Source organism: Lactobacillus kimbladii (genome assembly GCF_014323605.1).
Classification (GTDB): Bacteria; Bacillota; Bacilli; order Lactobacillales; family Lactobacillaceae; genus Lactobacillus; species Lactobacillus kimbladii_B.
In genome coordinates this window covers 16,539-38,725 of the sequence record NZ_SCMB01000005.1, presented here as the reverse complement: position 1 = coordinate 38,725, position 22,187 = coordinate 16,539, and the positions used below count along the sequence as shown (strand labels likewise).

Below are 22,187 nucleotides of genomic sequence, written 5' to 3'. Positions count from 1 at the left end.
CGTGCAAAAACTGTTAAAATGGTAGTTGAATAAAGAAATTTGGTTTAATTGTAAGGAGATCTAATGGCTGATAAAAAATTACTTTTAATTGATGGTAATTCAGTTGCCTTTCGTGCTTTTTATGCACTGTACCGCCAACTTGAAAATTTCAGAAATCCTGAAGGATTGCATACTAACGCCATTTATACATTTAAAAATATGCTTGATGTCGTCTTAAACGATGTCGAGCCTGACTATGTTTTGGTTGCTTTTGATGCAGGCAAAACTACTTTTAGAAACAAGATGTATGCCGATTATAAAGGCGGCAGACAAAAGACTCCATCAGAATTATCTGAACAACTGCCATATATTCAGGAGCTTTTGCATGATTTGGGCTTGTCCACATACGAACTTGATAACTATGAAGCAGATGATATCATTGGCACTTTTGTCACTGAAGGAGAAAACGCGGGCTTTAAAATTACTGTGGTCACAGGAGACAAAGATTTAACCCAACTAGCTTCACCTCAAACAACAGTTATGGTTACTAAGTCTGGTGTCCTTAATTTAGAGTCATATACACCACAGCATATGAAAGAAGTTAACGGTGTTACTCCAACTGAATTTATTGATATGAAAGCATTAATGGGTGATAATTCTGATAATTACCCTGGTGTAACTAAAATAGGACCCAAAAAGGCTTCACAACTTATCCAAGAGTATGGTTCTGTAGAAAATCTTTATGATCATATAGATGAAATGAAACCTTCTAAAATGAAGGAAAATTTGATTAATGATAAAGATAAGGCTCTTTTAGGCAAAAAATTGGCCACAATTGATCGTCACACTCCTCTGACTATTGGGATTGATGATGTTAAAAGGAGTCCTATTGACTATCAGAAATTGCGTAGATTTTATGAAAAGATGAATTTCCGGAAGTTTTTGAGTGAACTAAATCCCGATGGAGAAAGTCAAGCACAAGATCAGTCTGAAAAGGCAAATGCTAAAGCAGTTGCTTTTACCGAACTTAAAGAAAATGATATCAATAATTTTGCTGTTACTGGTGGACAAACTATTACTTTTTATCTGGGAATGCTTGGTGCTAACTATCATTTAGCCGAGTTTGTTGGCTTTGCTTTAAAAATTGATCAGAAAATATATGTTAGCCGCAATGTTGACTTGTTAAAAGAAGATAAACTTAAGAACTTACTTGAGAGTGATAAAGTCTCTAAAAACGTGTTTGACCTAAAACGGACAACTGTAGGTTTGAACCGATTGGGCATTCACGCTCGCAACATTGATTATGATATGCTACTTGCTTCATATTTAATCAATAACGAAAATAATTCTGACGACATGGGCGAGATATGCCGGATGTACGGTGATAATTCAGTTAAAAGCGATTATGATGTTTACGGCAAAGGTAAAAGCGTCCATATTCCAGAGAACGATAAGGTGTTGTTTAACCATTTGGCCGGCAAAATAGCTGCAATCGAGAACTTAAAAGATACTCTGCTAGCTAAACTAAAAGAGCACGAGCAGGATGATCTTTATGCTAACATTGAAATACCGGTTGCACGAGTTTTATCTGTTATGGAAATAAATGGTATTAAGGTCCAAGCTAATACTTTAACTGGGCTGCAAGATGAATTTGCGGTTGACCTTAAAAAAATGGAACAACAAATTTATGATGAGGCCGGTGAAGAATTTAATATTAATTCACCTAAGCAATTAGGTCATATTTTGTTTGAAAAGATGGGCTTGAAGCCAATTAAAAAGACCAAGACTGGCTATTCAACTTCTGTTGATGTTTTAAACCAGTTAAAGGATGAGAATCCTATTATTGAACAAATCTTGACTTACCGACAGATTGCTAAAATCCAATCTACCTATGTTAATGGCTTGCTAGATGTTATCCAAAAAGATGGTCGGGTTCACACCAGGTATTTACAAACCTTGACCGCTACTGGTCGTTTGTCTTCAGTTGACCCTAACTTACAAAATATTCCTACCAGAACGGAAGAAGGAAAGCAAATTAGAAAAGCTTTTGTGCCTAGTGAACCAGACGGTTATATTTTCTCATGTGATTATTCTCAAATTGAATTGCGAGTCTTGGCACAAGTTTCCGGTGATGAACAGATGCAGGAAGCTTTCAGAACGGGTTATGATATCCACGCTCATACTGCAATGCGCATTTTTCATCTCAAATCAACCGATGAAGTGACTCCGTTAATGCGGCGCAGAGCTAAAGCTGTTAATTTCGGTATTGTATATGGTATTTCTGATTATGGTCTATCTAAAAACCTTAATATTAGCCGTAAAAAAGCTAAGGAATTTATTGATAATTACTTTGAGCAATATCCGCAAATTAAAGATTATATGGATAAAGCAGTACAAGTAGCCCGTGAAAAAGGTTATGCCGAAACAATTATGCATAGAAGACGTTATTTGCCTGATATTCATGCCAAAAATTATAACGTCCGTTCATTTGCCGAAAGAACAGCCATTAATTCGCCAATTCAAGGTTCTGCTGCAGATATTATCAAGATTGCGATGATCAACATGCAGAAAAAGTTGGATGAATTGCATTTAAAGACTAAAATGGTGGTTCAGGTGCATGATGAATTGATTTTTGATGTACCAAAGGATGAATTAGAAACAATTAAAAAAATTGTACCGGAAGTTATGCAATCCGCTGTGAGACTTGATATACCTCTTGTAGCTGACTCTGGATATGGTCATAACTGGTTTGATGCTAAGTAAGGAGTAATTTTAATGCCTGAAATGCCGGAAGTTGAAACTGTCAGGCGGACTCTTCTTCCTCTTATCAAAGGGAAAACAATCAAAGAAGTAACTGTATGGTATCCTAAAATAATAACTGGCGATGCAAAAGAATTTGCCAGAAAATTGGCAGGTAAGAAAATAGTAACAATTGATCGTTATGCTAAATATTTGCTTATTCGTCTCAGTGACAATTTAACCATTGTGTCGCATTTACGCATGGAAGGTAAATATCGTTTAGTCAAAATAAATACTAAAAAGGACAAGCATGATCACGTGCAGATCATTTTTAGCGATAATTCTGCTTTGCGCTACAATGATGTGCGTAAGTTCGGGCGCATGCAGCTGATTAAAACGGGAACCGAAAAAGAAAAAACTGGCATTGGCAAATTAGGTGCTGAACCCAACTCAGCAGCTTTTACTGTTTCTTATTTACAAACTGGTTTAGCCCGCAAAAAGAAAAATATTAAAAACACACTTCTTGACCAATCTATTGTTGCAGGTCTGGGCAATATCTATGTTGATGAGGTTTTGTGGGAAACAAAAATTCACCCGTTAAGTCAGGCCAATAGCATTCCAGCAAAAAAGGTAGCAGAATTGCACGATAATATTAATTCTTTAATAGAATTGGCAATTGCTGAAAGAGGTACTACGGTTCATACTTACCTGGATGCAAACGGTAAGACAGGTGGCTTTCAAAAAATGTTGCAGGTTTATGGTCATAAAGGTGAGCCATGTGTACGGTGTGGTACGCCTCTTGAGAAAATTAAAGTAAATGGACGAGGTACGACATTTTGTCCTAAGTGTCAGGTGATTTATAAATGACAAAGATTTTAGGCTTAACCGGTGGAATAGCCAGTGGTAAAAGCACTGCGGATGTTTTTTTTAGAGAAAAGCAAATCCCTGTTATAGACTGCGATCAAATTGCTCACGATATCTTAAATAAAGGTGAAAAAGGTTATGAACTAGTATTAAAACAGTTTGGAATGAACATACTTAAGTCAGACCAATCTATCAATCGTTCAGCGTTAGGACAGATAGTTTTTGATGATGAAAAACAGCTTGAAAGCTTAAATAGAATTACCCATCCGTTGATTTTTCAAGAAATACAGGCTAAAATTGCGCTAAACAACCCGAGCAAAAATTCTTTGGTTGTTGTGGATGCACCAGTTTTGTTTGAATCAAATGGTCAAAAATATTGTGACTTTACCTTATTAATTGCAATACCTGAATCTCTGCAAATGAAGCGGTTAATGTTAAGGGATAATTTAAGTAAAGGTGCTGCTTTGAAGCGTATTCGTAGTCAGATGCCCTTGTCCCAGAAAGAGAAATTAGCTGATTTTGTGATTAATAATACTGGAACAAAGCAAGATCTGAAATCCAAATTAGAACAGTTGCTTCTTGAAATAAAAGGGGAGGACTTATATGGAATGTCCTAATTGTCATAAAAATGCATCAAAAGTCATTGATTCACGTCCAAGTGATGAAAATCGAGCAATTAGACGTCGGCGTGAATGCGAAAACTGTGGCTTTCGTTTTACCACGTTTGAACGAGTTGAAACCACGCCTTTACTAGTGATCAAGAATGACGGTACTCGTGAACCTTTTAATCGTAAAAAAATTTTGCATGGCGTGATGGCGGCTGGTCAAAAGCGACCAATATCAAGTACACAATTTGAAGAACTAGTTGACCATGTAGAAAACAAAATTAGACAACAGGGGATTAGCGAGATTTCTTCGAAAAAGATTGGTCAACTGGTAATGGATGAGCTGGCAAAAATTGATGATGTTGCCTATATTCGTTTTGCTTCCATCTATCGTGAATTTAAAGATATGTCCAGCTTTATGAAAACAATGGAAGATATGATTGCAAAAAGGGAAAAGGGTAATTAATTATGTTTGAGACAAATAATCCCAAACAGCCGTTTTTCATTACCAATCGGGTGGATATTTTTCCTAAAGATTTGCGCATATTAATTAAACTATATCAACCACTTATTGGTTCTCTTGCTTTAGCAGTCTATTTAAGTCTGAATGAAGATTATAGTGCACAGGCAATGCTTTCTGATGCTAAAGGAATTTATACACTGCAAGAACAGATCGATTGTGATATAAAAAAGTTATTTGGTGCGTTGCATAAGCTTGAAGCTGTTGGTTTGATTCAAACGAAACTGCTTGATAACCAAATCATGGGTCAGGTTTTGTGTTTCGAACTTAAGAGAGTTCCAGCAAGCAGTGAATTTTTTGCAACTGCACTTTTAGCTAGTTTATTAAAAGAAAAAGTTGGAGTAACTGCTTTTAACAAATTGAGTCATGAGTTTGCCAGAGAAACTAAACAAAACAAGAGTGAATTAAGTGGTATCAAAGAGGCACCTAACATTTCTGCTTCTTTTATGGATGTTTTCCATATATCTGACCAAGAGGCGATAGATCCTTCAGTTGAGGTCAAAGAAGCAGCTCAGGAAAATAATTATCCTTCAAACAATTTTGCTACTGTCAATGACCAGGATCAGATTGACTGGGATTTTATGAAACAGCAATTCGAAATTTATCAAATAGCTGGCAGTGAAATTGATCAAAACAAAGAGGCTATTCGGGCAGTCATGCGCATATATGGGCTTTCAGAACAAGAATTTGTTGACGAGGCAATACCTTGCTTGCATGGTGACTATCATTTAAGTATGAGGGAAATCAAGCAAACTATTGCTAACAGCATTCATGGCAGCGATACGCGCAGACATTTGCAAAGCAAGGCTAAAATACCTGACAAATTTGATAATAATGGCCAATTAAATCAGGAAGAACAAAAATTATTGCAAAAAGCGCAGACTGATACTCCAGCACAGTTTTTATATCATTTAAAAACTGAGAAAAATGATTTTGTTGATGCTAGTGAATATCAAGTGTTGGATAGCCTATATAACGATAAGGGAATATCAGCGGAATTACTTAATATTCTGACATATGCTTGTTTAAAAAGTGGCCCCAATATCTCATTTCGTTTAGCAAATAAAATTTTGCATGATTGGTTGCAGCACGGTGTTAAAACTGGTAGTGAGGCCTTGGATTACATGGACAAAAGAAAAAAGGCACAAGAACAAAGGCAAAGCAAGCGGTATAACCGGTTCGCTCCCAGAAAAACAGTTGAAAAGGGCACTGATTGGAACAAACAAAAGCCAAAAGTAAAAACTGATGTCTCAAGCGCGGAGCTAAAAGAATTTTTCAAGAATTTTGAAGATAAGAACGGCATGAAGTAGGTGAAATAAAATGCAACCCATAAAAAAATTTATGGCTAAAGGACAAACTGCTAAAGCAGAAGACGAGAGTACCGCTAAAATTAAGCAAAAAGTTTTGGCTGAGCCTAAAGTGCAACAATTTATCAGTCAGCATCAAGCACAACTTAATGACAGTATAATTGATAAAAGCCTTCCCAGTCTTTTTGAATTTTATCTGAGCCAACATAAAAAAGATCCGGTGACCAAAGGATATTATCCGGATTTGATAATGAATAAAAATGCCATTAGCCTCAAATTTGTTCCTGAAGACAGTAAACTGATTCATGATCAGGAAATTAATATTAAAAAGCACTTGCGTTTAATTAATTTACCCGAGGGCTTGCATGATGTGCGCTTAAGTCAAATTGAAATGACACCAGAAAGAGCCGAGGTAATGACTGCTATTCAGCGTTTTTTATATCAATATTCTCAAGATATCCACCAAAAGGGTCTTTATTTATCCGGTAATTTTGGCATTGGTAAAACTCATATTTTAGCAGGACTGGCAAATCAGGTAGCTGCGATGGAAAAATATGTTGTTTTTCTGCATGTACCTACATTCATTGCCAGTTTATCCAGTCATTTTAATGACAATAGTTTACAAACTGAAGTACAAAAAATTGCTAATTCTGACTTGTTGATATTGGATGATATCGGTGCGGAAAATTTAAGTCAATGGTCGCGAGACGAGGTCTTAGCAGTTATTTTACAGGCACGAATGGACAATATTTTGCCAACCTTTTTTTCGTCCAACTTTGCTATGAATGATTTGGAAGATCATTTCAAGGAAACTAAAAGCTCAATTGAACCAGTAAAAGCTGCTAGAATAATGGAAAGAATACATTCTTTAGCAACGGAAATAGTAATTTCTGGACCTAATCGGCGTCACTAAGCTATAAAAGCTGCAGAATAATTTAATTTTTTAATGAAAATATGCTTGCATTAAAAAATTATTGGGTTATAATTAAGTCCAATGAATGAACATGTTGCAAGACGGTTCAGAGAGAAAAGCATTATTCTGAAAGCTTTCATTAGTGTTTGCAATCCACTCATTCATACCTAAATTTTGATAATGGGTTAGATTCCGTTAGCAATCTATAACGAGATAGTTCATTTTCTTGAACTAAATTTTGGGTGGAACCACGTTAATTAACGTCCCAGTGCTTAATTGCACTGGGATTTTTTATTTTTTTTAATTTTTGGAGGAAAAAATGAGTTTTTCGATTACTTTGCCTGATGGCTCAAAAAAAGATTTTACAGATGCTGTTTCAATATCTGATTTAGCACATGGTATTGGTACATCTTTAGGAAAAGCAGCTCTTGGTGCAAAAGTAAATGGTCAAATTGTTGCTTTAGATCACAAGTTGAATAAAAATGCAGAAGTTGCAATTATTACTGACAGAGATGAAGAGGGTTTAGCAATTCTGCGTGATACTGTTGCATTTGTTCTTGAAGCTGTGGCCAAGAAGGCCTATCCTGAGATTCATTTTGGTGAACATGGAACTGACGATGAAGGTTTTTACGTTGACACTGATAAAGAAAATCAAATAAAAATCAATGAATTACCTGACTTGGAAAAAGCGGTCAAAAAAGTAATTAAAGCGGGAGAAAGTATTGCATCCTGCATGATGTCTAAAGACGAGTTGGCTGGTATATTCAAGGATGATCCTTATAAGAGTGAAATGCTTAAAGATGAAAAAGGTGACCAAGTTCAAGTATACAAACTGGGAGACTTTATCGACTTTGGCTTTAACGCATTACTGCCTAACACAGGTAAAATTAAGCAATTTAAATTATTGTCAGTTGCCGGTGCCTACTGGAAAGGTCAGTCTTCTAACCCGATGCTCCAAAGAATTTCCGGTACGGCCTTCTTTAAAAAGGCTGACTTAGACGCAGACATTAAACGGCGTGAAGAAATTAAAGAACGTGATCACAGAACAATTGGTCGTGATCTTGATTTATTCTTTGTTGATCCCAAAGTTGGTGCAGGTTTACCTTACTGGATGCCAAAAGGTGCCACAATTCGCCGCGTTGTTGAACGATACATTATCGACAAGGAAGTCGCTGACGGATACCAACACGTTTATACCCCAGTTTTAATGAATGTTGATGCTTATAAGACTTCTGGACATTGGGCACACTATCGTGACGACATGTTCCCACCAATGGATATGGGTGACGGTGAAATGCTTGAACTGCGACCAATGAATTGTCCTTCACATATTCAAATTTACAAGCATCACATTCGTTCATACCGTGAATTGCCAATTCGAATTGCCGAATTGGGCATGATGCACAGATATGAAAAATCTGGTGCTCTGTCAGGACTGCAACGTGTACGAGAAATGACTTTAAATGACGGTCATACATTTGTGACCTTAGATCAAGTTCAAAGTGAATTCTCAAAGATTTTGACTCTAATTTTAGACGTTTACAAAGATTTTGACATCACTGATTACTACTTCAGACTTTCCTATCGTGATCCGAAGAATACTAAAAAGTATTTTGCCAATGATGAAATGTGGGAGAGAAGTCAGTCAATGCTGAAAAAGGCAATGGATGACATGGGACTTGACTATGTTGAAGCAGAAGGTGAAGCTGCTTTTTACGGCCCTAAACTTGATATTCAAACTAAGACTGCTTTAGGTGCAGATGAAACAATGTCCACAATTCAACTAGATTTCATGCTTCCTGAGAGATTTAACTTAACCTATGTTGGTCAAGATGGTGAAGAGCACAGACCAGTTATGATTCACCGCGGAATTGTAGGTACTATGGAGCGTTTCATTGCTTACCTGATTGAAATTTACAAGGGTGCTTTTCCAACTTGGCTGGCTCCAGTTCAGGTAGAAATAATTCCAGTAAATTTGGATGCCCATTCAGATTACGCCAAAAAAGTTCGCGATGAACTTAATAAACGTGGTTTTCGAGCCGAAGCAGATCTGCGTAATGAAAAATTAGGTTACAAGATTCGTGAGTCACAAACACAAAAAGTACCATATACTCTTGTTTTAGGTGACAAGGAATTAAAGGACAATGGTGTTAATGTTCGTCGCTACGGCACTGAAGAAGAAGTAGCCATGAGCTTTGATGAATTTATTCGTGAAATTGAACAGGATGTTAAATCATATTCACGTGAAAAATAATCGAGTAAAAAATAGTAAAGATAAGTTTAATTTAATAGATTGCAGGAATAATTTGATAACTTAGACCTTAAATGTAAAAACCGCTAAAATTTGCACGTCGAGTAACAAAATGTAGTGTTGACGGGATGCACTTTTGATTAATTAATCAATTGCTAAAAATTGAGTTGGATAGTTAAATTACGACTGCTAAAAAGGAGCAATATTATGTCAATGGTAGAATTTCATGACGTGCAGAAATTTTATGGCAAATTTCACGCGTTGCATAGTATTAATTTACAAATCGATAAAGGCGAAACTGTTGTTTTAATCGGACCTTCCGGTTCCGGTAAGAGTACGCTTATTAGAACAATAAACCGCTTAGAGTCAATCCAGGGTGGAAAGCTGATAGTTAATAACCAGGATTTGTCCAATCCAAAGACTGACTCAAATAGGTTGCGCCAGGATGTCGGTATGGTTTTCCAACACTTTAATCTTTATAAGAACAAAAATGTTTTGGAAAATGTGATGCTGGCACCACGAATTGTCAGTCATATGCCTGAAGCTGAAAATAAAAAGCAGGCAATGCATTTACTTGATATGGTTGGAGTGGCTGATAAAGCCCAAAATATGCCAGCCCAAATATCTGGTGGTCAAAAACAGCGCGTGGCGATTGCTCGATCTTTAGCGATGCATCCTAAATTATTGCTTTTTGATGAACCAACTTCAGCACTTGACCCAGAGATGATTGATGAAGTTTTACAGGTAATTAAAAAGATTACTTCTTCTAGTGATATGACTTCCCTGATCGTTACCCACGAAATGGGTTTTGCCAAAGAAGTTGCCAACCGGGTCATCTTTATGGATCAGGGTCAAATTGTTGAAGATGATGACAGTTCATCCTTCTTTAAACAGCCGAAAACAGAGCGGGCGCAACAATTTTTAAGCAAGATAATAGCGCATTAAGAGGGGGCAATATCATGAAAAAATTAATTTGCTCAATCTCGCTATTTTTGGGAATGTTCCTTTTATCTGCTTGTGGCAATAGTGTCACTGACCAGTCAGCTTTGAAAAATGTGCGCTCGTCCAATACCATTACTTGGGCAGTTGAAGGTGACAAAAAACTTTTTAGTCTAATCGATATTAGAGATGATAAAGAAAAGGGCTTTGATATTGATATGGCCAAAGCCATTACTAGAGAAATTTTAGGTTCTAAAGGGCAGGCTCGCTTTACGCTTGCCACTTCACAGTCGAGAATACCTTTATTGAAAAATGGTAACGTTGATGCGGTAATTGCCACTCTGACAATTACTCCTGAAAGAGCACAAGTAATTAGTTTTTCCAAATCGTATTTTCAGGCTGGTAAATCATTTCTTGTCCCTAAAGGATCAAAAATTAAAAAGCCAAGTGATCTTAATGGCAAAACTGTAATTGGGATTGTTGGCGATAATTCTGTTGAGGCAGTAAAGAAAGTTGCGCCCAGAGCTAAAGTTGTTGCTATGCAAGACTATGGTCAAGCAGTCTCTGCTTTAAAGTCGCATCAAGGTGATGCTTTGACTAGTGATAATGGGATTTTATATGGTTTAGCCGCACAGAGTCCCGGGAGCCTTGAAGTAACTGGAGGAACTTATACTAAAGAACCTTATGGTATTGCAGTAAATAAAAATCAAGAACCATTTCACAGAGCTATAAATCGAGCGATTGATAAAATTCAAAAGAGTGGAGAATACAATCGCTTAATTAAAAAGTGGTTCGGCCAAGTACCTGGTTTTAACTATAAGGAGATGTATATTAAATGATTCGTATCTTTAATAATTTTAGTAGTCAACTAGTTTCAGGTTTTGGCTGGACTATTTTATCAAGCCTCTTAACATTAATATTTAGCCTGATTTTCGGAGTTTTAATAGCCCTTTTAGAGGTTATTCCTAATAAAGCGGCAAATAAAATCGGTAGAATTTACGTTGAAATTTTTCGTAATATTCCATTATTGATTATTGTAATGTTCTTTTACTTAATAGTTCCAAAATATTTTGTCAAAATAGACGGCTTTACTGCAGGTACAATTGGCTTATTCTTGTATACCTCAGCATTTATTGCAGAAATAATTCGCTCTGGTATTCAGTCTGTTTCTCAAGGCCAAATGGAAGGTGCCAGATCTACGGGGATGACTTATAAGCAAGCTATGCGCTATGTAGTTCTTCCCCAGGCTTTTAAAATTGTTATTCCACCATTAGGTAATCAATTTGTCAATTTAATCAAAGATTCGTCAATTTTAGCTTTTGTGGCGGGTTTTGATCTAATGTATCAAGCTAATGCAATTGCTTCTGTGACTTTTGATACTATTAACAGTTATTTCGTAATCGGTGTGCTCTATTTAATAATTACTATGCCGTTAAGTTATTATATGCAATACCTAGAAAAGAAAATGGCGTAGGGAGGCGACAAAATGCAAACATGGATTAATGCCCTATCATGGTTAAACTTCGGTTTTCTGTTAAAGGGGCTAGCAGTCACATTATTTATTTCAGTTTTCGCCATTGTATTAAGTTTTATTTTCGGATCAGTGCTGGGAATAATTCGCTATGCCAAAATTAAATTTATTTCCGCAATTGTTGGTTTCCTTATAGATATTGTTAGAAACTTACCCTTATTATTAATTATCTTCTTTACCTATTTTGGGTTGCCCAATATTGGTTTGAGACCTGGAGCAATTTTGTCAGCGATTATTGCAATGACAATCTTTGAATCCAGCATGATCGCCGAAATTGTGCGTTCAGGTATTCAGTCAGTTGCCGTAGGTCAAATTGAAGGGGCAAGGTCTACAGGAATGACATTTGTGCAAGCACTGTGGCACGTTGTTTTGCCACAGGCATATCGGCACATGATACCTACTATTATTGGTCAGTTTGTATCTTTGGTTAAGGATACGTCATTAGCAACTATCATTGTCGTACCTGAATTAATGCAACACGCACAGGTTATTTATGGTCAAAATGCCAATTACATCGTACCAATGTTTGCTGCTTTAACACTTTTGTACTTTATTGTTTGCTTTTCCCTATCCGTTATCGGTAATAGACTCAATAAACGTTTAGCATAAAGCAAAGTATGAAAACTTATCTTATTGACACATTCGCAAAAGACGAGTATAATTACGAAAGTTGAGAACAAGAAGAAGCTTCCCGCTTCTCGCCTAAGTTAAGTTGACCTCTAGGCTGATCGATATTTTCTGTTGATTAAGGGCGGGTAAAGTTTACCCGTCTTTTTCTTGTCCTCAGATTAACACGGAGGTGAAGAATTATTCCAAGGAATTTGATATTGAACGATCAAATTCGCGCTCGCGAAGTTCGTTTAATTAATGAAGATGGTGAACAAGTTGGTGTTGTTACTAAAACTGAGGCTTTACGCCAAGCAAGTGTTGCAAATTTAGATTTAGTTCTAATTTCGCCTAATGCCAAGCCACCTGTTGCTCGTATCATGGACTATGGTAAATACCGTTTCCAGCAACAAAAGAAGGTTAAAGAATCTCGGAAAAAGTCTAAAACGGTTAGTGTAAAAGAAATCCGTTTAAGTCCAACGATTGAGGGTAACGATTTTAACACCAAGTTAAAACATGCGCGTAAGTTTATCACCAAAGAGGGTGCTAAAGTCCGCGTTTCGATCAGGTTCAGAGGTCGAGCAATCACTCATAAGGAACTAGGTCGTGAAGTGTTGGAAAAAATGGCTGAAGCCACATCTGATATTGCTACTGTAATTAGCAAACCCAAGATGGAAGGCCGTTCAATGTTCTTAATGCTCGCTCCGAAGAGTGACAAAAATAATTAGTTAATTTGGAGGAATTAGAAAATGCCAAAAATGAAAACCCACCGCGCTTCTGCTAAGCGTTTTAAGAGAACTGCTTCTGGTCAATTAAAGCGTCATCACGCTTTTACCGGCCACCGTTTCCACGGCAAGACTAAGAAACAACGTCGTCATTTGAGAAAGGCTGCAATGGTTTCACGCAGTGACTTGAAGCGCATCAAACAGATGCTCTCTCAAATGCGTTAATCAAATATATAAAACGATATTTAGGAGGAATTTTAGATGCCAAGAGTTAAGGGTGGAACAGTTACACGTAAACGTCGTAAAAAGATTATGAAGCTTGCCAAGGGTTACCGTGGCGCAAAGCATATGCAATTTAAAGCTGCAAGTACACAATTATTTGTATCTTACAGATATGCGTTTCGTGACAGAAGAAAACGCAAGAGTGACTTCAGAAAGTTATGGATTGCCAGAATCAATGCTGCAGCAAGACAAAATGATATTTCATATTCTAAGTTAATGCACGGCTTGAAATTAGCTGGTGTTGATATTAACCGTAAGATGTTAGCTGATATTGCTTATAACGATTCAAAGACTTTTGCAAAATTAGCAGAAACTGCTAAAAAGGCTTTAAATTAACCAAAAATGGCGCTTATGGCGCCGTTTTTTTATGTCGAAATTTAGCACTTGCAGTAGATAATTTGGTATATTAAACTAGTGCAATGATAGATAAGAAGGAAATTGAATGTTATTCAGACCACACTATACAATTGACACGATTTATCATTTAGATATTAAAGTGCTAAAGCAAATAGGTATCAAAGCTGTTTTTTCAGATTTAGACAATACTCTTTTAGCTTGGAATGAGTTCGAAACTGCTGCAAAAATGAATAATCTAAATAAAAAATTAGCACAAGCCAATATTAAGTTAGTTGTGATTTCCAATAACAATGCTGAAAGAGTGGGCAAAGTTCTAAATCCTTATCATATTGACTTTGTAGCCAAGTCGAAAAAGCCATTGCCCTTTGCTATAACAAAAAAAAGAAAAAGAATGGGATTAAAAAAAGACCAGGTCATGATGGTTGGTGATCAGTTAATCACAGATATACAGGCAGGAAACTTGGCTGGTGTAGAATCAGTATTAGTAAAACCGCTTATTCAAACTGATAAGTGGAATACACGTATTAATCGTTTTTTTGAGAAAATTATTTTTTTCTTTTTAAGTCTTTCACACCCAGTTACATTTAAGGAGACATTAAAAAATGGATGACCAAATTATTTGTATCGGTTGCGGTGCTGTTCTTCAATCAGATAGTCCTGAAGAAGCAGGATTTTTACCCGCTTCCCGTTTGAAACAGGCAAGAGAAAGTGAAGATGAGGGCAATGATATCTATTGCCAGCGTTGTTTTCGCTTGCGTCATTATAATGAAATTATGCCAGTCGAATCTGACAATGATGATTTTTTAAAATTATTAAATTCCTTGTCAGAGAAGAAAGCCTTAATTGTAAATGTTGTAGACCTATTTGATTTCACCAACTCCTTGCTTTCAGCAATTAAACGCTTTATTGGAAAGAATGATTTTATTCTTGTTGGCAATAAATTCGATCTTTTCCCGCAAAATTCGCGTCAAAGCAAAATAAAGGATTGGATGCGGCAAGAAGCCAATCGAATTGGGTTATATCCTAAAAAAATATTTCTGGTAAGTGCAAAAAGCAAGACTAATTTGCCAGAACTGATAGCGTATTTAGATCAAAACTCACATGATCAAGATGTTTATTTTGTAGGAACGACTAATGTAGGCAAATCCACCCTTCTTAATGCAGTTATTGACCAGATGGGTGACATCCAAAATTTAATCACCACTTCCCGCTTTCCGGGTACAACACTTGATAAGATTGATATTCCTCTGGCAAATGGTCATTTTTTAGTTGACACACCGGGTATAATAACGGAAAATCAACTGGCTACGCGTTTGAATGCTCAGGAATTGAGTTTGATTTCACCGCAAAAGCAGCTTAAGCCTGTAACTTTTCAGCTTAATCCAGGTAACACTTTATTTTTAGCTGGATTAGGCAGAGTGGACTTTTTAAAAGGAGATAAAGCCAGTTTTACGGTTTATGCATCACGGGGATTATATATTCACAGGACTAAAACGGAAAATGCTGATAGTTTCTATGCCAAACACCTTGGCGAATTACTTGCTCCACCATCACAAAGTGATGAGTTGCCACCTTTAAAAGGAAAGGAATATCATACTAAAGAAAAAAGTGATTTGCTTTTTGGTGGGATAGGTTTTGTTACTATCCCTGCAAATTGTTTGGTTAGAATATATACACCAGATCAAATTGGTTTAGGTATTAGACGTGCATTAATTTAGAGGATATAATGATTGCTATTGCTAAGAATTATCAAAAAACGCCAACTGTTGAAGTAGCCGAAGAAAAAATAGAGCCTAAAAAGGGGCGTCAAATCGGTATTTTTGGTGGAACTTTTAATCCAATTCATTTAGGTCATTTAATTGTAGCGGAGCAAGTATTGACTAAACTTCATCTTGATGAAGTTTGGTTTATTCCCACCAATGTTCCTCCATTAAAGGATCGGCCAGTAGTTTCTGCCCAAGATCGTGCAAATATGCTTGAGCTAGGTACTCAGGATAATCCTCGGTTTCAAGTAAAATTATTTGAATTATATCGTGGAGGAGTTTCGTATACGGTTGATACTTTAAGATATTTACGTGAATCTCAACCTGAAAATCATTATTACTTGATTATGGGCAGCGATCAAGTTAATAATTTAGGTGAGTGGAAAGAGCCTACTAAATTGGCTCAACTGGCAACTCTTGTCGGAGTTCAAAGAGCTGGCTATCCCCAAAAAGCTAAATTACCAATGATTTGGGTTGATGTTCCTGCCATTGCAATTAGTTCTAGCCTTGTGAGGCAAACTATTGCGATTGGGGGCTCAATTAGATACCTGGTACCTGATACAGTAAGAAATTATATCCAGAAAAAAGGCTTATATCATGAATGATTTATTTTTCAAAAAAACTTATTCAACTTTATCTAGTGCTGAAATTGTGGCTAAAGAAAAAAGTAATATGACTGAAGACCGTTTTGAGCATTGTATTGGAGTTAGCAGAACTGCTAAAAGATTAGCAGAGTTAAACCAATATGATGCAGATAAAGCTGCATTAGCCGGATTTATACATGATTATGCAAAACAAGTTTCAGTTAAGGAATATCGCGAAGTTATTAAAACGAAGGGTTTTGATCAAGATCTGTTAAGTTGGAACCGAAGCATTTGGCATGGCATTGTAGGTACATATTTTATCCAGAGAGATCTGAAAATTACTGATACAGAAATCTTAACGGCAGTACGCAGGCATACAACAGCTGATGTTGAAATGACGACTTTAGATAAAATTGTTTTTATGGCTGATTATATTGAACCTGGCAGGTCGTTTCCAGGAGTTGAAGAAGCGCGTAAAATAACTTATGCTAATATTGACAGGGGAGTCGGCTATCAATTAGCACATACTCTTGAATTTTTAATTGAGAAAAGAAATAAAATTTATCCACGTACTTTAGACGCTTATAATGTTTGGGGTATTAAAGAATAAGGAGAAAAATTGACTAGTAAAGAAATATTGGCTTTTACTCTAAAGGCAATTAGTGATCGGCATGGAGAAGATACTGCGGCTTACGATATGCAAGGACATAGTATTTTAGCTGATTACTATGTTGTGACCAGTGCTGGTTCAAACAGACAATTACATGCTATAGCTAATGCTATCATTGATGAAGCTCATAAGGTTAATTATTATGATTATCGCGTTGAAGGCACGAGTGAATCAAATTGGCTTCTGCTCGATTTAGGCGATGTAGTTGTAAATGTTTTTACTGAAGATGCACGTGATTTTTACAATGTTGAAAAACTGTGGGTTAACGGCAAAAAATTAGAATTAAAGGAAGATTAGCTAACCATGAGTGTAGTAGGGATCATTGCGGAATACAATCCCTTCCATAGTGGGCATGAATTTTTAATGAATCAGGCTCGCTATATTGCAGGCAGTAAAGACCCGATCATTGTTGTCATGTCAGGCAATTATGTTCAGCGTGGAGAAATGGCAATTATGGATAAATGGTCTCGTGCGCAGGCAGCGCTTGAAAGTGGTGCTGATGTAGTACTTGAACTGCCATTTTCCACTTCGGTTGAACCAGCTGATTTGTTTGCACTTGGCAGTATCGACCAATTAGTCAAAGTCGGCGTCACTGACTTAATTTTTGGTGTTGAAGACGCTACACAAAATTATGCTTATTTAGGTAGTAAGATTGCTGAAATTCCACAAAGTCACATGGACTTTAATGATTACAGTCAAACTTATTCAACCCAATATAATCAAATGGTCGCAAGAGAAGTTGGTCATGAAGTTAGTGAGCCCAATGCGATTCTTGCTTTGGCTTATGCTGTTGCTAATCATAATTTGGGTACGCCCATAGTTTTGCATCCAGTTAATCGGATTGGTGCCGGTCATGATGATGTCTTGCAGAGCAATAAAGTTGTTCAAAGCGCCAGTGCAATTCGAAATATGATTCTCCATAATGAAACTAATTATACTTTAGAACAATGGCTTCCTAAAAAAGAGGTACAGCTTTTATTTCAGCAGAAAAATTATCCAAATTGGAATCTGTTGTTTCCATTCTTGAAGTATAAGTTGGAATCTTCTTCAGTTTCAGAATTGAGAAAAATATACCAAATGAGTGAAGGCCTTGAGTATAAAATGAAACATGAAATTCATGCAGCACAAACTTTTACGGAATTTTTGCGAAGAGTTAAGTCAAAGCGTTATACGTATTCTCGCTTGCGCCGTCTAAGCCTGTATACGCTTTTAAATGTAACTCAGGAAGACATGATTGACAGTTTTAACCATGAATCGCTTTTACTTCTAGGCTACAGCAGACTCGGGAGAAAATATCTTAAAGAAATCAGAAAAAAGACTTCCGCAAATATTATTTCGAAGGTTGATCAAAAAAATACTAAAAATGGTTCGATGAAATTACAATTACGTGTTGATCGCTTTTTTGAACAACTTATGGCGGTTGATCAAAACTTTGGACAACGTCCGCTGGAGGTCTAAATGTTAACTTTAAATTTTACTCAAATAAAAAATAGTAATGAACCTCTGACTCATATTGAATGCGAGCTTGAATTAACAGAGGAATTTATTAAGCGAAGTCACGGTTTAGTTTATCAAGTTGATAATGTAATAGTCTCAGGTGATGCGTTTTACAATCAACCATATGTTACCGGAGACTTTCAAGTGCAAGCCAGTTTGATTGTTCCTTCTAGCCGCAGTTTGAATCCCGTTGAATATACAGAAAATTTTCACTTTAGTGAAAATTATACTGATATAGATGTGGCTAAAGAAGAAATTGATGAAAGTGACATCCCGATCGTAAAAGTGAAAAATGAAGTTATTAACTTGCAAAAAGCAATTGAAGACAATATTTTACTACATATCCCAACTACAATTTTGACTGCAGAAGAAAGAGAACAAAATATTTATCCCGAAGGAAAAGGTTGGGCTGTGATTTCAGAAGATGAATTTGATAAGAAAGAAAAGGAACAAATAAACCCTGCCTTTGCTAAATTAAAAGATTTATTTAAAGAAAATAATGAGAACCACAATTAGTTAAATAAGAATAATTAAATATAATTAGAAATCAGTATTGTTGAAATGCTGGTTTTTAATCTTGTTTTAAAAGCATTTTTAAAGTATGCTTTACTTGTTGACAAGAATTAAATTAAATTAATCAAAATTAAGTTTTAAAAGGATGACGAAAAATGGCAAGAATATTAATTGTTGAAGATGAAAAAAATTTGGCGCGTTTTGTGGAATTGGAATTAAAACATGAAAAATATGATACTGTGGTTGAAAGTAATGGTCGCAAGGCCTTAGATTTAGCTTTGAAAGAAGATTTTGATGCTATTCTGCTAGATCTTATGCTTCCTGATCTTAACGGTTTAGAAATTGCCCGTCGAGTCCGTCAAGTTAAGAGCACACCAATCATTATGATGACTGCACGCGATTCTGTCATTGACCGTGTCTCTGGTCTTGATCATGGAGCTGACGATTATATTGTTAAGCCATTTGCAATTGAAGAACTTTTAGCTCGCTTACGCGCAGTTTTACGCAGAGTAAAAATTGAGAAAGACGCTTCAGACGATTCCGTTGAGAAGAAGGTGGTAAAATTTAAGGATCTTACTATCGAAACTGCTAATAGAATTGTTCGTCGTGGCGATGGTAAAGCTGTTGATTTAACTAAGCGTGAATATAACTTGCTCATGACCTTGATTAAGAATAAGAACAACGTTGTTAGCCGTGATCAGTTGCTCGCAAAAATTTGGGGACCCGGTTCAAATATCGAAACTAACGTTGTCGAAGTTTATGTACGATATTTACGCAATAAAATAGACGTTCCTGGCAGACAATCATATATCAAGACGGTTCGTGGAACTGGCTACATGGTAAGAGATGAGGATGATGAAAAGAAGTAAAAAGAGATCACAAAAAGAGACCAAGCACTCATCGCTTGTATTACGGTGGGTAAGTGTCGTTGCCTTGACGATTATGGTCTCTTTTATTGTATTTTCCGTAATAATATATTCATTTGTTGGACAGCAATCTATGGTCCAGCAAAAGGAAACATCAAATGAGATGGTAAGCAAACTCAATAGTAGTTTGAACAGAATTCCAAATCAATTAGAAATTGCAAACGTTGTTCCTGCATTAACACCATCGACCAGAGAAGTATTAAAAGGCAATCCTCCGATAGGTTCTGACGAACGCAAAAGCAGTGCTTTTAATGACGACTTGTTGTCATCACTAACAAACCCTGATTTGAGCGTAGTCGTTTATAATCTTAGACAAGAGGATGTCTTTGATAATGGTGGCAAACTTTTACCTTTTAAAAAAATAAAAAGTGACTATGAGATGACGCGCGTTAATAAAAATCATAAACAAGAATTAATCACTTATCAAAAGGTTAGGGCTGCTCATTCAGGAAAAGTGACAGGATATATTGTTGTTGCTAATAAAATGACCTACTATAATGGGTTAATGAAAGACCTTTTAAAGTGGATGGTGAGAATTTCTTTAATCGCCATTGTATTTTTTACCTTGGTAGCTTATATAATTGTTAGGGACATTGTTAAGCCTGTGAAAGAAATGTCACGAGTTGCTATGGAAGTTAATGATGATCCCAATAGTACAGTGAGAATCAAGGATTTTCATCGTCATGATGAATTGCAAGAATTAGCAGTTTCTTTTAACCAAATGTTAGATCGAATGCAACGTTATATTGATCAGCAAAAAGAATTCGTGGGTGATGTTTCTCATGAGCTCCGCACTCCTGTTGCAGTAATTGAAGGTCATTTAAACATGCTCAAACGTTGGGGTAAAGATGATCCGGAGATTTTGGAAGAATCAATAGATGCCTCTTTACAAGAAGCTAAAAGAATGCAACATTTAATTCAAGAAATGCTGGATTTAACGCGTGCAGAACAAATCAATGTGCAGTATCCCAATGCTGTTACCAAGGTTTCTGATGTCCTTAAGCGGGTTGTCGGTGATATGTCACTTGTTCACAAGGATTTTATTATCAGACTGGACATGGACGATTTACCTCTCGACACGGAAATCCAGATTTATCAAGGACACCTGGAGCAATTACTTGTTATTTTAATTGATAATGGTGTTAAATATTCCACAGACCGCAAGGAAATGAACGTTTCGGCTGGATTATCACAAGATGATGTACATATTATAGTCCAAGATTTTGGTGAAGGTATTTCTGAAAAGGAGCAAAGCAAAATCTTCAACAGATTTTACAGAGTTGATAAAGCCAGAACAAGAGAAAAAGGTGGCAATGGTTTAGGTTTATCAATTGCTCAAAAATTGGTTACCAGTTATCATGGAAAAATCAGTGTTGAATCCGTAGAAGGTCAAGGCAGTCAGTTTATAATGGAATTTCCGGCACTTACAAAAGCTCAATCCAAAAAACTTCATAACCGTGAACAAGCTGAAAAAGCAAAGGAAGATAAAAAAGAAACTAAGTAAAAAGACCTTTTTAAGTCTATTGATTATTTGTTCATTGTAATCAAATATAGACTTAAAAGGTCTTTTTACTTCTTAATTTATATATGAGCCTGAAAGTTGGATCGCTTTTGGAACCCAATAAAACAACTAGGGCCGTCTTTGCTGCTTTCCTTTGTTGCGATTACGCAAGTTTTTGTGTAATTCTTTTGTTTGCTCAGACTGAACCGGAGAAGCCGTTTTAACATTAAGAAGCTCGTCTACTTTTTCTTTTGTTACTACTTCCTTGATAGGTTCACGTTTTAATTCCTCATCAACTTCTTTTTTAACTTTAGGCATAATGATAAAGGATACAATCAGTTGCTGGATGACAGAGAACACGTTACCAGCTGCCCAATATAAAGCAACGGATCCAGAAACCGAGAGGCAAATAAAGAGCGTCATAATAGGATTCATGAGCATCATTGACTGCATTTGCTTTTTTTGCTCCTGCGGTATGCCAACAAGTGAAAGGTAACCTTGTAAGAATGCAAAAATAGTTGCGATAACAGTCACCGAGATGGATCTGCTACTTAATGAAATGCCAAAGAATGAAGAACTAGCTAAGCTTTGTGAGTACATCACTGCATCATAAATTCCAATCATAATTGGAAACTGGATAATTAATGGCAAACACCCCATCCCACCTGTTAATGACAAGTGATTACTGGAATATAGTTCACGTTGCCAGCCAGCCAATGTCATTTGTTGGTCCTGGCTTAGATCTTTGCGCTTCATAGTATCCTGGATTAGCTTCATCTGCGGTTGCAAGCGCGCCATTTTTTCTTGCTGGGTAGTTGATTTCTTTTGCTGATTAAGCATTAAGGGCAAGAGAATCATTCTCACTACAAATGTCATTATGATAATGGCCCAGCCAGCCCCATTAGCTCCACCTATGATATTTGAGAAGTAGAGCATGATGTTTTGCATGGGTTTACCGATAAATTTATAGATTGACCCGTATATAAAGCCTGTTGGAGGCTTGTTAACTCCACCATTTTGTGCACAAGCAGTCACAAACAGCATGACTGCCAGACAAACACTAATTAATCCGATATATCTGCGAAATTTTTTCATTAAATTCACCCAATTATTAT

General features: G+C 36.4%; 24 protein-coding genes and 1 other annotated feature. Of the genes, 23 read left to right on the top strand and 1 reads right to left on the bottom strand.

The genetic code is table 11. The features are described from left to right. The first annotated feature begins 63 nt into the window (after positions 1-63). From polA to ERK18_RS07730, 23 genes are all read left to right on the top strand, one after another. Positions 64-2,742: a DNA polymerase I gene (gene polA / locus ERK18_RS07840; protein WP_187154995.1), complete on the top strand. Its 2,679-nt coding sequence runs from the start codon at positions 64-66 to the stop codon at positions 2,740-2,742. A gap of 12 nt (positions 2,743-2,754) precedes the next feature. Continuing rightward, the gene (gene mutM, locus ERK18_RS07835; RefSeq protein ID WP_187154994.1) at positions 2,755-3,585 is read left to right on the top strand and encodes a DNA-formamidopyrimidine glycosylase; all 831 of its coding nucleotides are present in this window, start codon (positions 2,755-2,757) and stop codon (positions 3,583-3,585) included. After that, the gene (gene coaE, locus ERK18_RS07830) at positions 3,582-4,199 is read left to right on the top strand and encodes a dephospho-CoA kinase (protein WP_187154993.1); all 618 of its coding nucleotides are present in this window, start codon (positions 3,582-3,584) and stop codon (positions 4,197-4,199) included. Before mutM ends, coaE begins: the two co-directional genes overlap by 4 nt. Further along, positions 4,186-4,653 (top strand): transcriptional regulator NrdR, encoded by a 468-nt coding sequence (gene nrdR, locus ERK18_RS07825; protein ID WP_187154992.1) that lies wholly within the window; start codon positions 4,186-4,188, stop codon positions 4,651-4,653. Before coaE ends, nrdR begins: the two co-directional genes overlap by 14 nt. 2 nt (positions 4,654-4,655) lie before the next feature. Further along, positions 4,656-6,017 (top strand): DnaD domain protein, encoded by a 1,362-nt coding sequence (locus ERK18_RS07820; protein WP_187154991.1) that lies wholly within the window; start codon positions 4,656-4,658, stop codon positions 6,015-6,017. Positions 6,018-6,027: 10 nt separating this feature from the next. Continuing rightward, entirely contained in the window at positions 6,028-6,927 is a 900-nt protein-coding gene (dnaI, locus tag ERK18_RS07815; protein ID WP_187154990.1) for a primosomal protein DnaI, read from the top strand. Positions 6,928-7,246: 319 nt separating this feature from the next. Then, a complete protein-coding gene (gene thrS / locus ERK18_RS07810; RefSeq protein WP_187154989.1) occupies positions 7,247-9,181 on the top strand; it encodes a threonine--tRNA ligase in 1,935 nt (644 codons plus the stop codon). Positions 9,182-9,385: 204 nt separating this feature from the next. Beyond that, positions 9,386-10,123 (top strand): amino acid ABC transporter ATP-binding protein, encoded by a 738-nt coding sequence (locus ERK18_RS07805; protein ID WP_045928316.1) that lies wholly within the window; start codon positions 9,386-9,388, stop codon positions 10,121-10,123. Positions 10,124-10,137: 14 nt separating this feature from the next. After that, entirely contained in the window at positions 10,138-10,956 is an 819-nt protein-coding gene (locus ERK18_RS07800; RefSeq protein WP_187154988.1) for a transporter substrate-binding domain-containing protein, read from the top strand. Further along, complete coding sequence (locus ERK18_RS07795; RefSeq protein ID WP_187154987.1) at positions 10,953-11,591, top strand: amino acid ABC transporter permease; 639 nt, start codon at positions 10,953-10,955, stop codon at positions 11,589-11,591. The genes ERK18_RS07800 and ERK18_RS07795 overlap by 4 nt, the downstream gene beginning before the upstream one ends. Positions 11,592-11,603: 12 nt before the next feature. Then, complete coding sequence (locus ERK18_RS07790) at positions 11,604-12,257, top strand: amino acid ABC transporter permease (RefSeq protein ID WP_187154986.1); 654 nt, start codon at positions 11,604-11,606, stop codon at positions 12,255-12,257. 63 nt (positions 12,258-12,320) lie between these two features. Further along, positions 12,321-12,432: a sequence feature (ribosomal protein L20 leader region), on the top strand. A gap of 37 nt (positions 12,433-12,469) precedes the next feature. Then, positions 12,470-12,982: a translation initiation factor IF-3 gene (gene infC, locus ERK18_RS07785; protein ID WP_034980154.1), complete on the top strand. Its 513-nt coding sequence runs from the start codon at positions 12,470-12,472 to the stop codon at positions 12,980-12,982. Positions 12,983-13,003: 21 nt separating this feature from the next. Next, on the top strand, positions 13,004-13,204 hold the full coding sequence (rpmI, locus tag ERK18_RS07780) for a 50S ribosomal protein L35 (RefSeq protein WP_034980158.1): 201 nt from the start codon (positions 13,004-13,006) through the stop codon (positions 13,202-13,204). A gap of 36 nt (positions 13,205-13,240) precedes the next feature. Continuing rightward, positions 13,241-13,597: a 50S ribosomal protein L20 gene (gene rplT / locus ERK18_RS07775; RefSeq protein WP_187154985.1), complete on the top strand. Its 357-nt coding sequence runs from the start codon at positions 13,241-13,243 to the stop codon at positions 13,595-13,597. 106 nt (positions 13,598-13,703) lie between these two features. Beyond that, positions 13,704-14,228 (top strand): YqeG family HAD IIIA-type phosphatase, encoded by a 525-nt coding sequence (locus ERK18_RS07770; protein ID WP_187154984.1) that lies wholly within the window; start codon positions 13,704-13,706, stop codon positions 14,226-14,228. Next, the gene (gene yqeH / locus ERK18_RS07765) at positions 14,221-15,336 is read left to right on the top strand and encodes a ribosome biogenesis GTPase YqeH (RefSeq protein ID WP_187154983.1); all 1,116 of its coding nucleotides are present in this window, start codon (positions 14,221-14,223) and stop codon (positions 15,334-15,336) included. The genes ERK18_RS07770 and yqeH overlap by 8 nt, the downstream gene beginning before the upstream one ends. 8 nt (positions 15,337-15,344) lie before the next feature. Then, a complete protein-coding gene (locus ERK18_RS07760) occupies positions 15,345-15,986 on the top strand; it encodes a nicotinate-nucleotide adenylyltransferase (RefSeq protein WP_045928309.1) in 642 nt (213 codons plus the stop codon). Next, a complete protein-coding gene (gene yqeK, locus ERK18_RS07755) occupies positions 15,979-16,575 on the top strand; it encodes a bis(5'-nucleosyl)-tetraphosphatase (symmetrical) YqeK (RefSeq protein WP_187154982.1) in 597 nt (198 codons plus the stop codon). Before ERK18_RS07760 ends, yqeK begins: the two co-directional genes overlap by 8 nt. 9 nt (positions 16,576-16,584) lie before the next feature. Beyond that, on the top strand, positions 16,585-16,932 hold the full coding sequence (gene rsfS, locus ERK18_RS07750; RefSeq protein WP_045928307.1) for a ribosome silencing factor: 348 nt from the start codon (positions 16,585-16,587) through the stop codon (positions 16,930-16,932). 6 nt (positions 16,933-16,938) lie between these two features. Then, entirely contained in the window at positions 16,939-18,093 is a 1,155-nt protein-coding gene (locus tag ERK18_RS07745) for a nucleotidyltransferase (RefSeq protein WP_187154981.1), read from the top strand. Then, a complete protein-coding gene (locus ERK18_RS07740) occupies positions 18,094-18,648 on the top strand; it encodes a DUF177 domain-containing protein (RefSeq protein WP_187154980.1) in 555 nt (184 codons plus the stop codon). Positions 18,649-18,800: 152 nt separating this feature from the next. Further along, the gene (locus ERK18_RS07735; RefSeq protein ID WP_045928304.1) at positions 18,801-19,514 is read left to right on the top strand and encodes a response regulator transcription factor; all 714 of its coding nucleotides are present in this window, start codon (positions 18,801-18,803) and stop codon (positions 19,512-19,514) included. After that, positions 19,492-21,075, top strand: a complete 1,584-nt coding sequence (locus tag ERK18_RS07730) for a HAMP domain-containing sensor histidine kinase (RefSeq protein ID WP_187154979.1) — start codon at positions 19,492-19,494, stop codon at positions 21,073-21,075. The genes ERK18_RS07735 and ERK18_RS07730 overlap by 23 nt, the downstream gene beginning before the upstream one ends. A 126-nt stretch (positions 21,076-21,201) precedes the next feature. On the opposite strand, the gene yidC is transcribed toward ERK18_RS07730, so the two are convergent. Then, positions 21,202-22,167 (bottom strand): membrane protein insertase YidC, encoded by a 966-nt coding sequence (gene yidC / locus ERK18_RS07725; protein WP_187154978.1) that lies wholly within the window; start codon positions 22,165-22,167, stop codon positions 21,202-21,204. Between the last annotated feature and the right edge of the window lie 20 nt (positions 22,168-22,187).

Bases quoted from the DNA above. Each gene is read 5' to 3' on its own strand.
- polA (WP_187154995.1), top strand. From the start codon at position 64: ATGGCTGATAAAAAATTACTTTTAATTGATGGTAATTCAGTTGCCTTT.
- mutM (WP_187154994.1), top strand. From the start codon at position 2,755: ATGCCTGAAATGCCGGAAGTTGAAACTGTCAGGCGGACTCTTCTTCCT.
- coaE (WP_187154993.1), top strand. From the start codon at position 3,582: ATGACAAAGATTTTAGGCTTAACCGGTGGAATAGCCAGTGGTAAAAGC.
- nrdR (WP_187154992.1), top strand. From the start codon at position 4,186: ATGGAATGTCCTAATTGTCATAAAAATGCATCAAAAGTCATTGATTCA.
- ERK18_RS07820 (WP_187154991.1), top strand. From the start codon at position 4,656: ATGTTTGAGACAAATAATCCCAAACAGCCGTTTTTCATTACCAATCGG.
- dnaI (WP_187154990.1), top strand. From the start codon at position 6,028: ATGCAACCCATAAAAAAATTTATGGCTAAAGGACAAACTGCTAAAGCA.
- thrS (WP_187154989.1), top strand. From the start codon at position 7,247: ATGAGTTTTTCGATTACTTTGCCTGATGGCTCAAAAAAAGATTTTACA.
- ERK18_RS07805 (WP_045928316.1), top strand. From the start codon at position 9,386: ATGTCAATGGTAGAATTTCATGACGTGCAGAAATTTTATGGCAAATTT.
- ERK18_RS07800 (WP_187154988.1), top strand. From the start codon at position 10,138: ATGAAAAAATTAATTTGCTCAATCTCGCTATTTTTGGGAATGTTCCTT.
- ERK18_RS07795 (WP_187154987.1), top strand. From the start codon at position 10,953: ATGATTCGTATCTTTAATAATTTTAGTAGTCAACTAGTTTCAGGTTTT.
- ERK18_RS07790 (WP_187154986.1), top strand. From the start codon at position 11,604: ATGCAAACATGGATTAATGCCCTATCATGGTTAAACTTCGGTTTTCTG.
- rpmI (WP_034980158.1), top strand. From the start codon at position 13,004: ATGCCAAAAATGAAAACCCACCGCGCTTCTGCTAAGCGTTTTAAGAGA.
- rplT (WP_187154985.1), top strand. From the start codon at position 13,241: ATGCCAAGAGTTAAGGGTGGAACAGTTACACGTAAACGTCGTAAAAAG.
- ERK18_RS07770 (WP_187154984.1), top strand. From the start codon at position 13,704: ATGTTATTCAGACCACACTATACAATTGACACGATTTATCATTTAGAT.
- yqeH (WP_187154983.1), top strand. From the start codon at position 14,221: ATGGATGACCAAATTATTTGTATCGGTTGCGGTGCTGTTCTTCAATCA.
- ERK18_RS07760 (WP_045928309.1), top strand. From the start codon at position 15,345: ATGATTGCTATTGCTAAGAATTATCAAAAAACGCCAACTGTTGAAGTA.
- yqeK (WP_187154982.1), top strand. From the start codon at position 15,979: ATGAATGATTTATTTTTCAAAAAAACTTATTCAACTTTATCTAGTGCT.
- ERK18_RS07745 (WP_187154981.1), top strand. From the start codon at position 16,939: ATGAGTGTAGTAGGGATCATTGCGGAATACAATCCCTTCCATAGTGGG.
- ERK18_RS07740 (WP_187154980.1), top strand. From the start codon at position 18,094: ATGTTAACTTTAAATTTTACTCAAATAAAAAATAGTAATGAACCTCTG.
- ERK18_RS07735 (WP_045928304.1), top strand. From the start codon at position 18,801: ATGGCAAGAATATTAATTGTTGAAGATGAAAAAAATTTGGCGCGTTTT.
- ERK18_RS07730 (WP_187154979.1), top strand. From the start codon at position 19,492: ATGAGGATGATGAAAAGAAGTAAAAAGAGATCACAAAAAGAGACCAAG.
- yidC (WP_187154978.1), bottom strand. From the start codon at position 22,167: ATGAAAAAATTTCGCAGATATATCGGATTAATTAGTGTTTGTCTGGCA.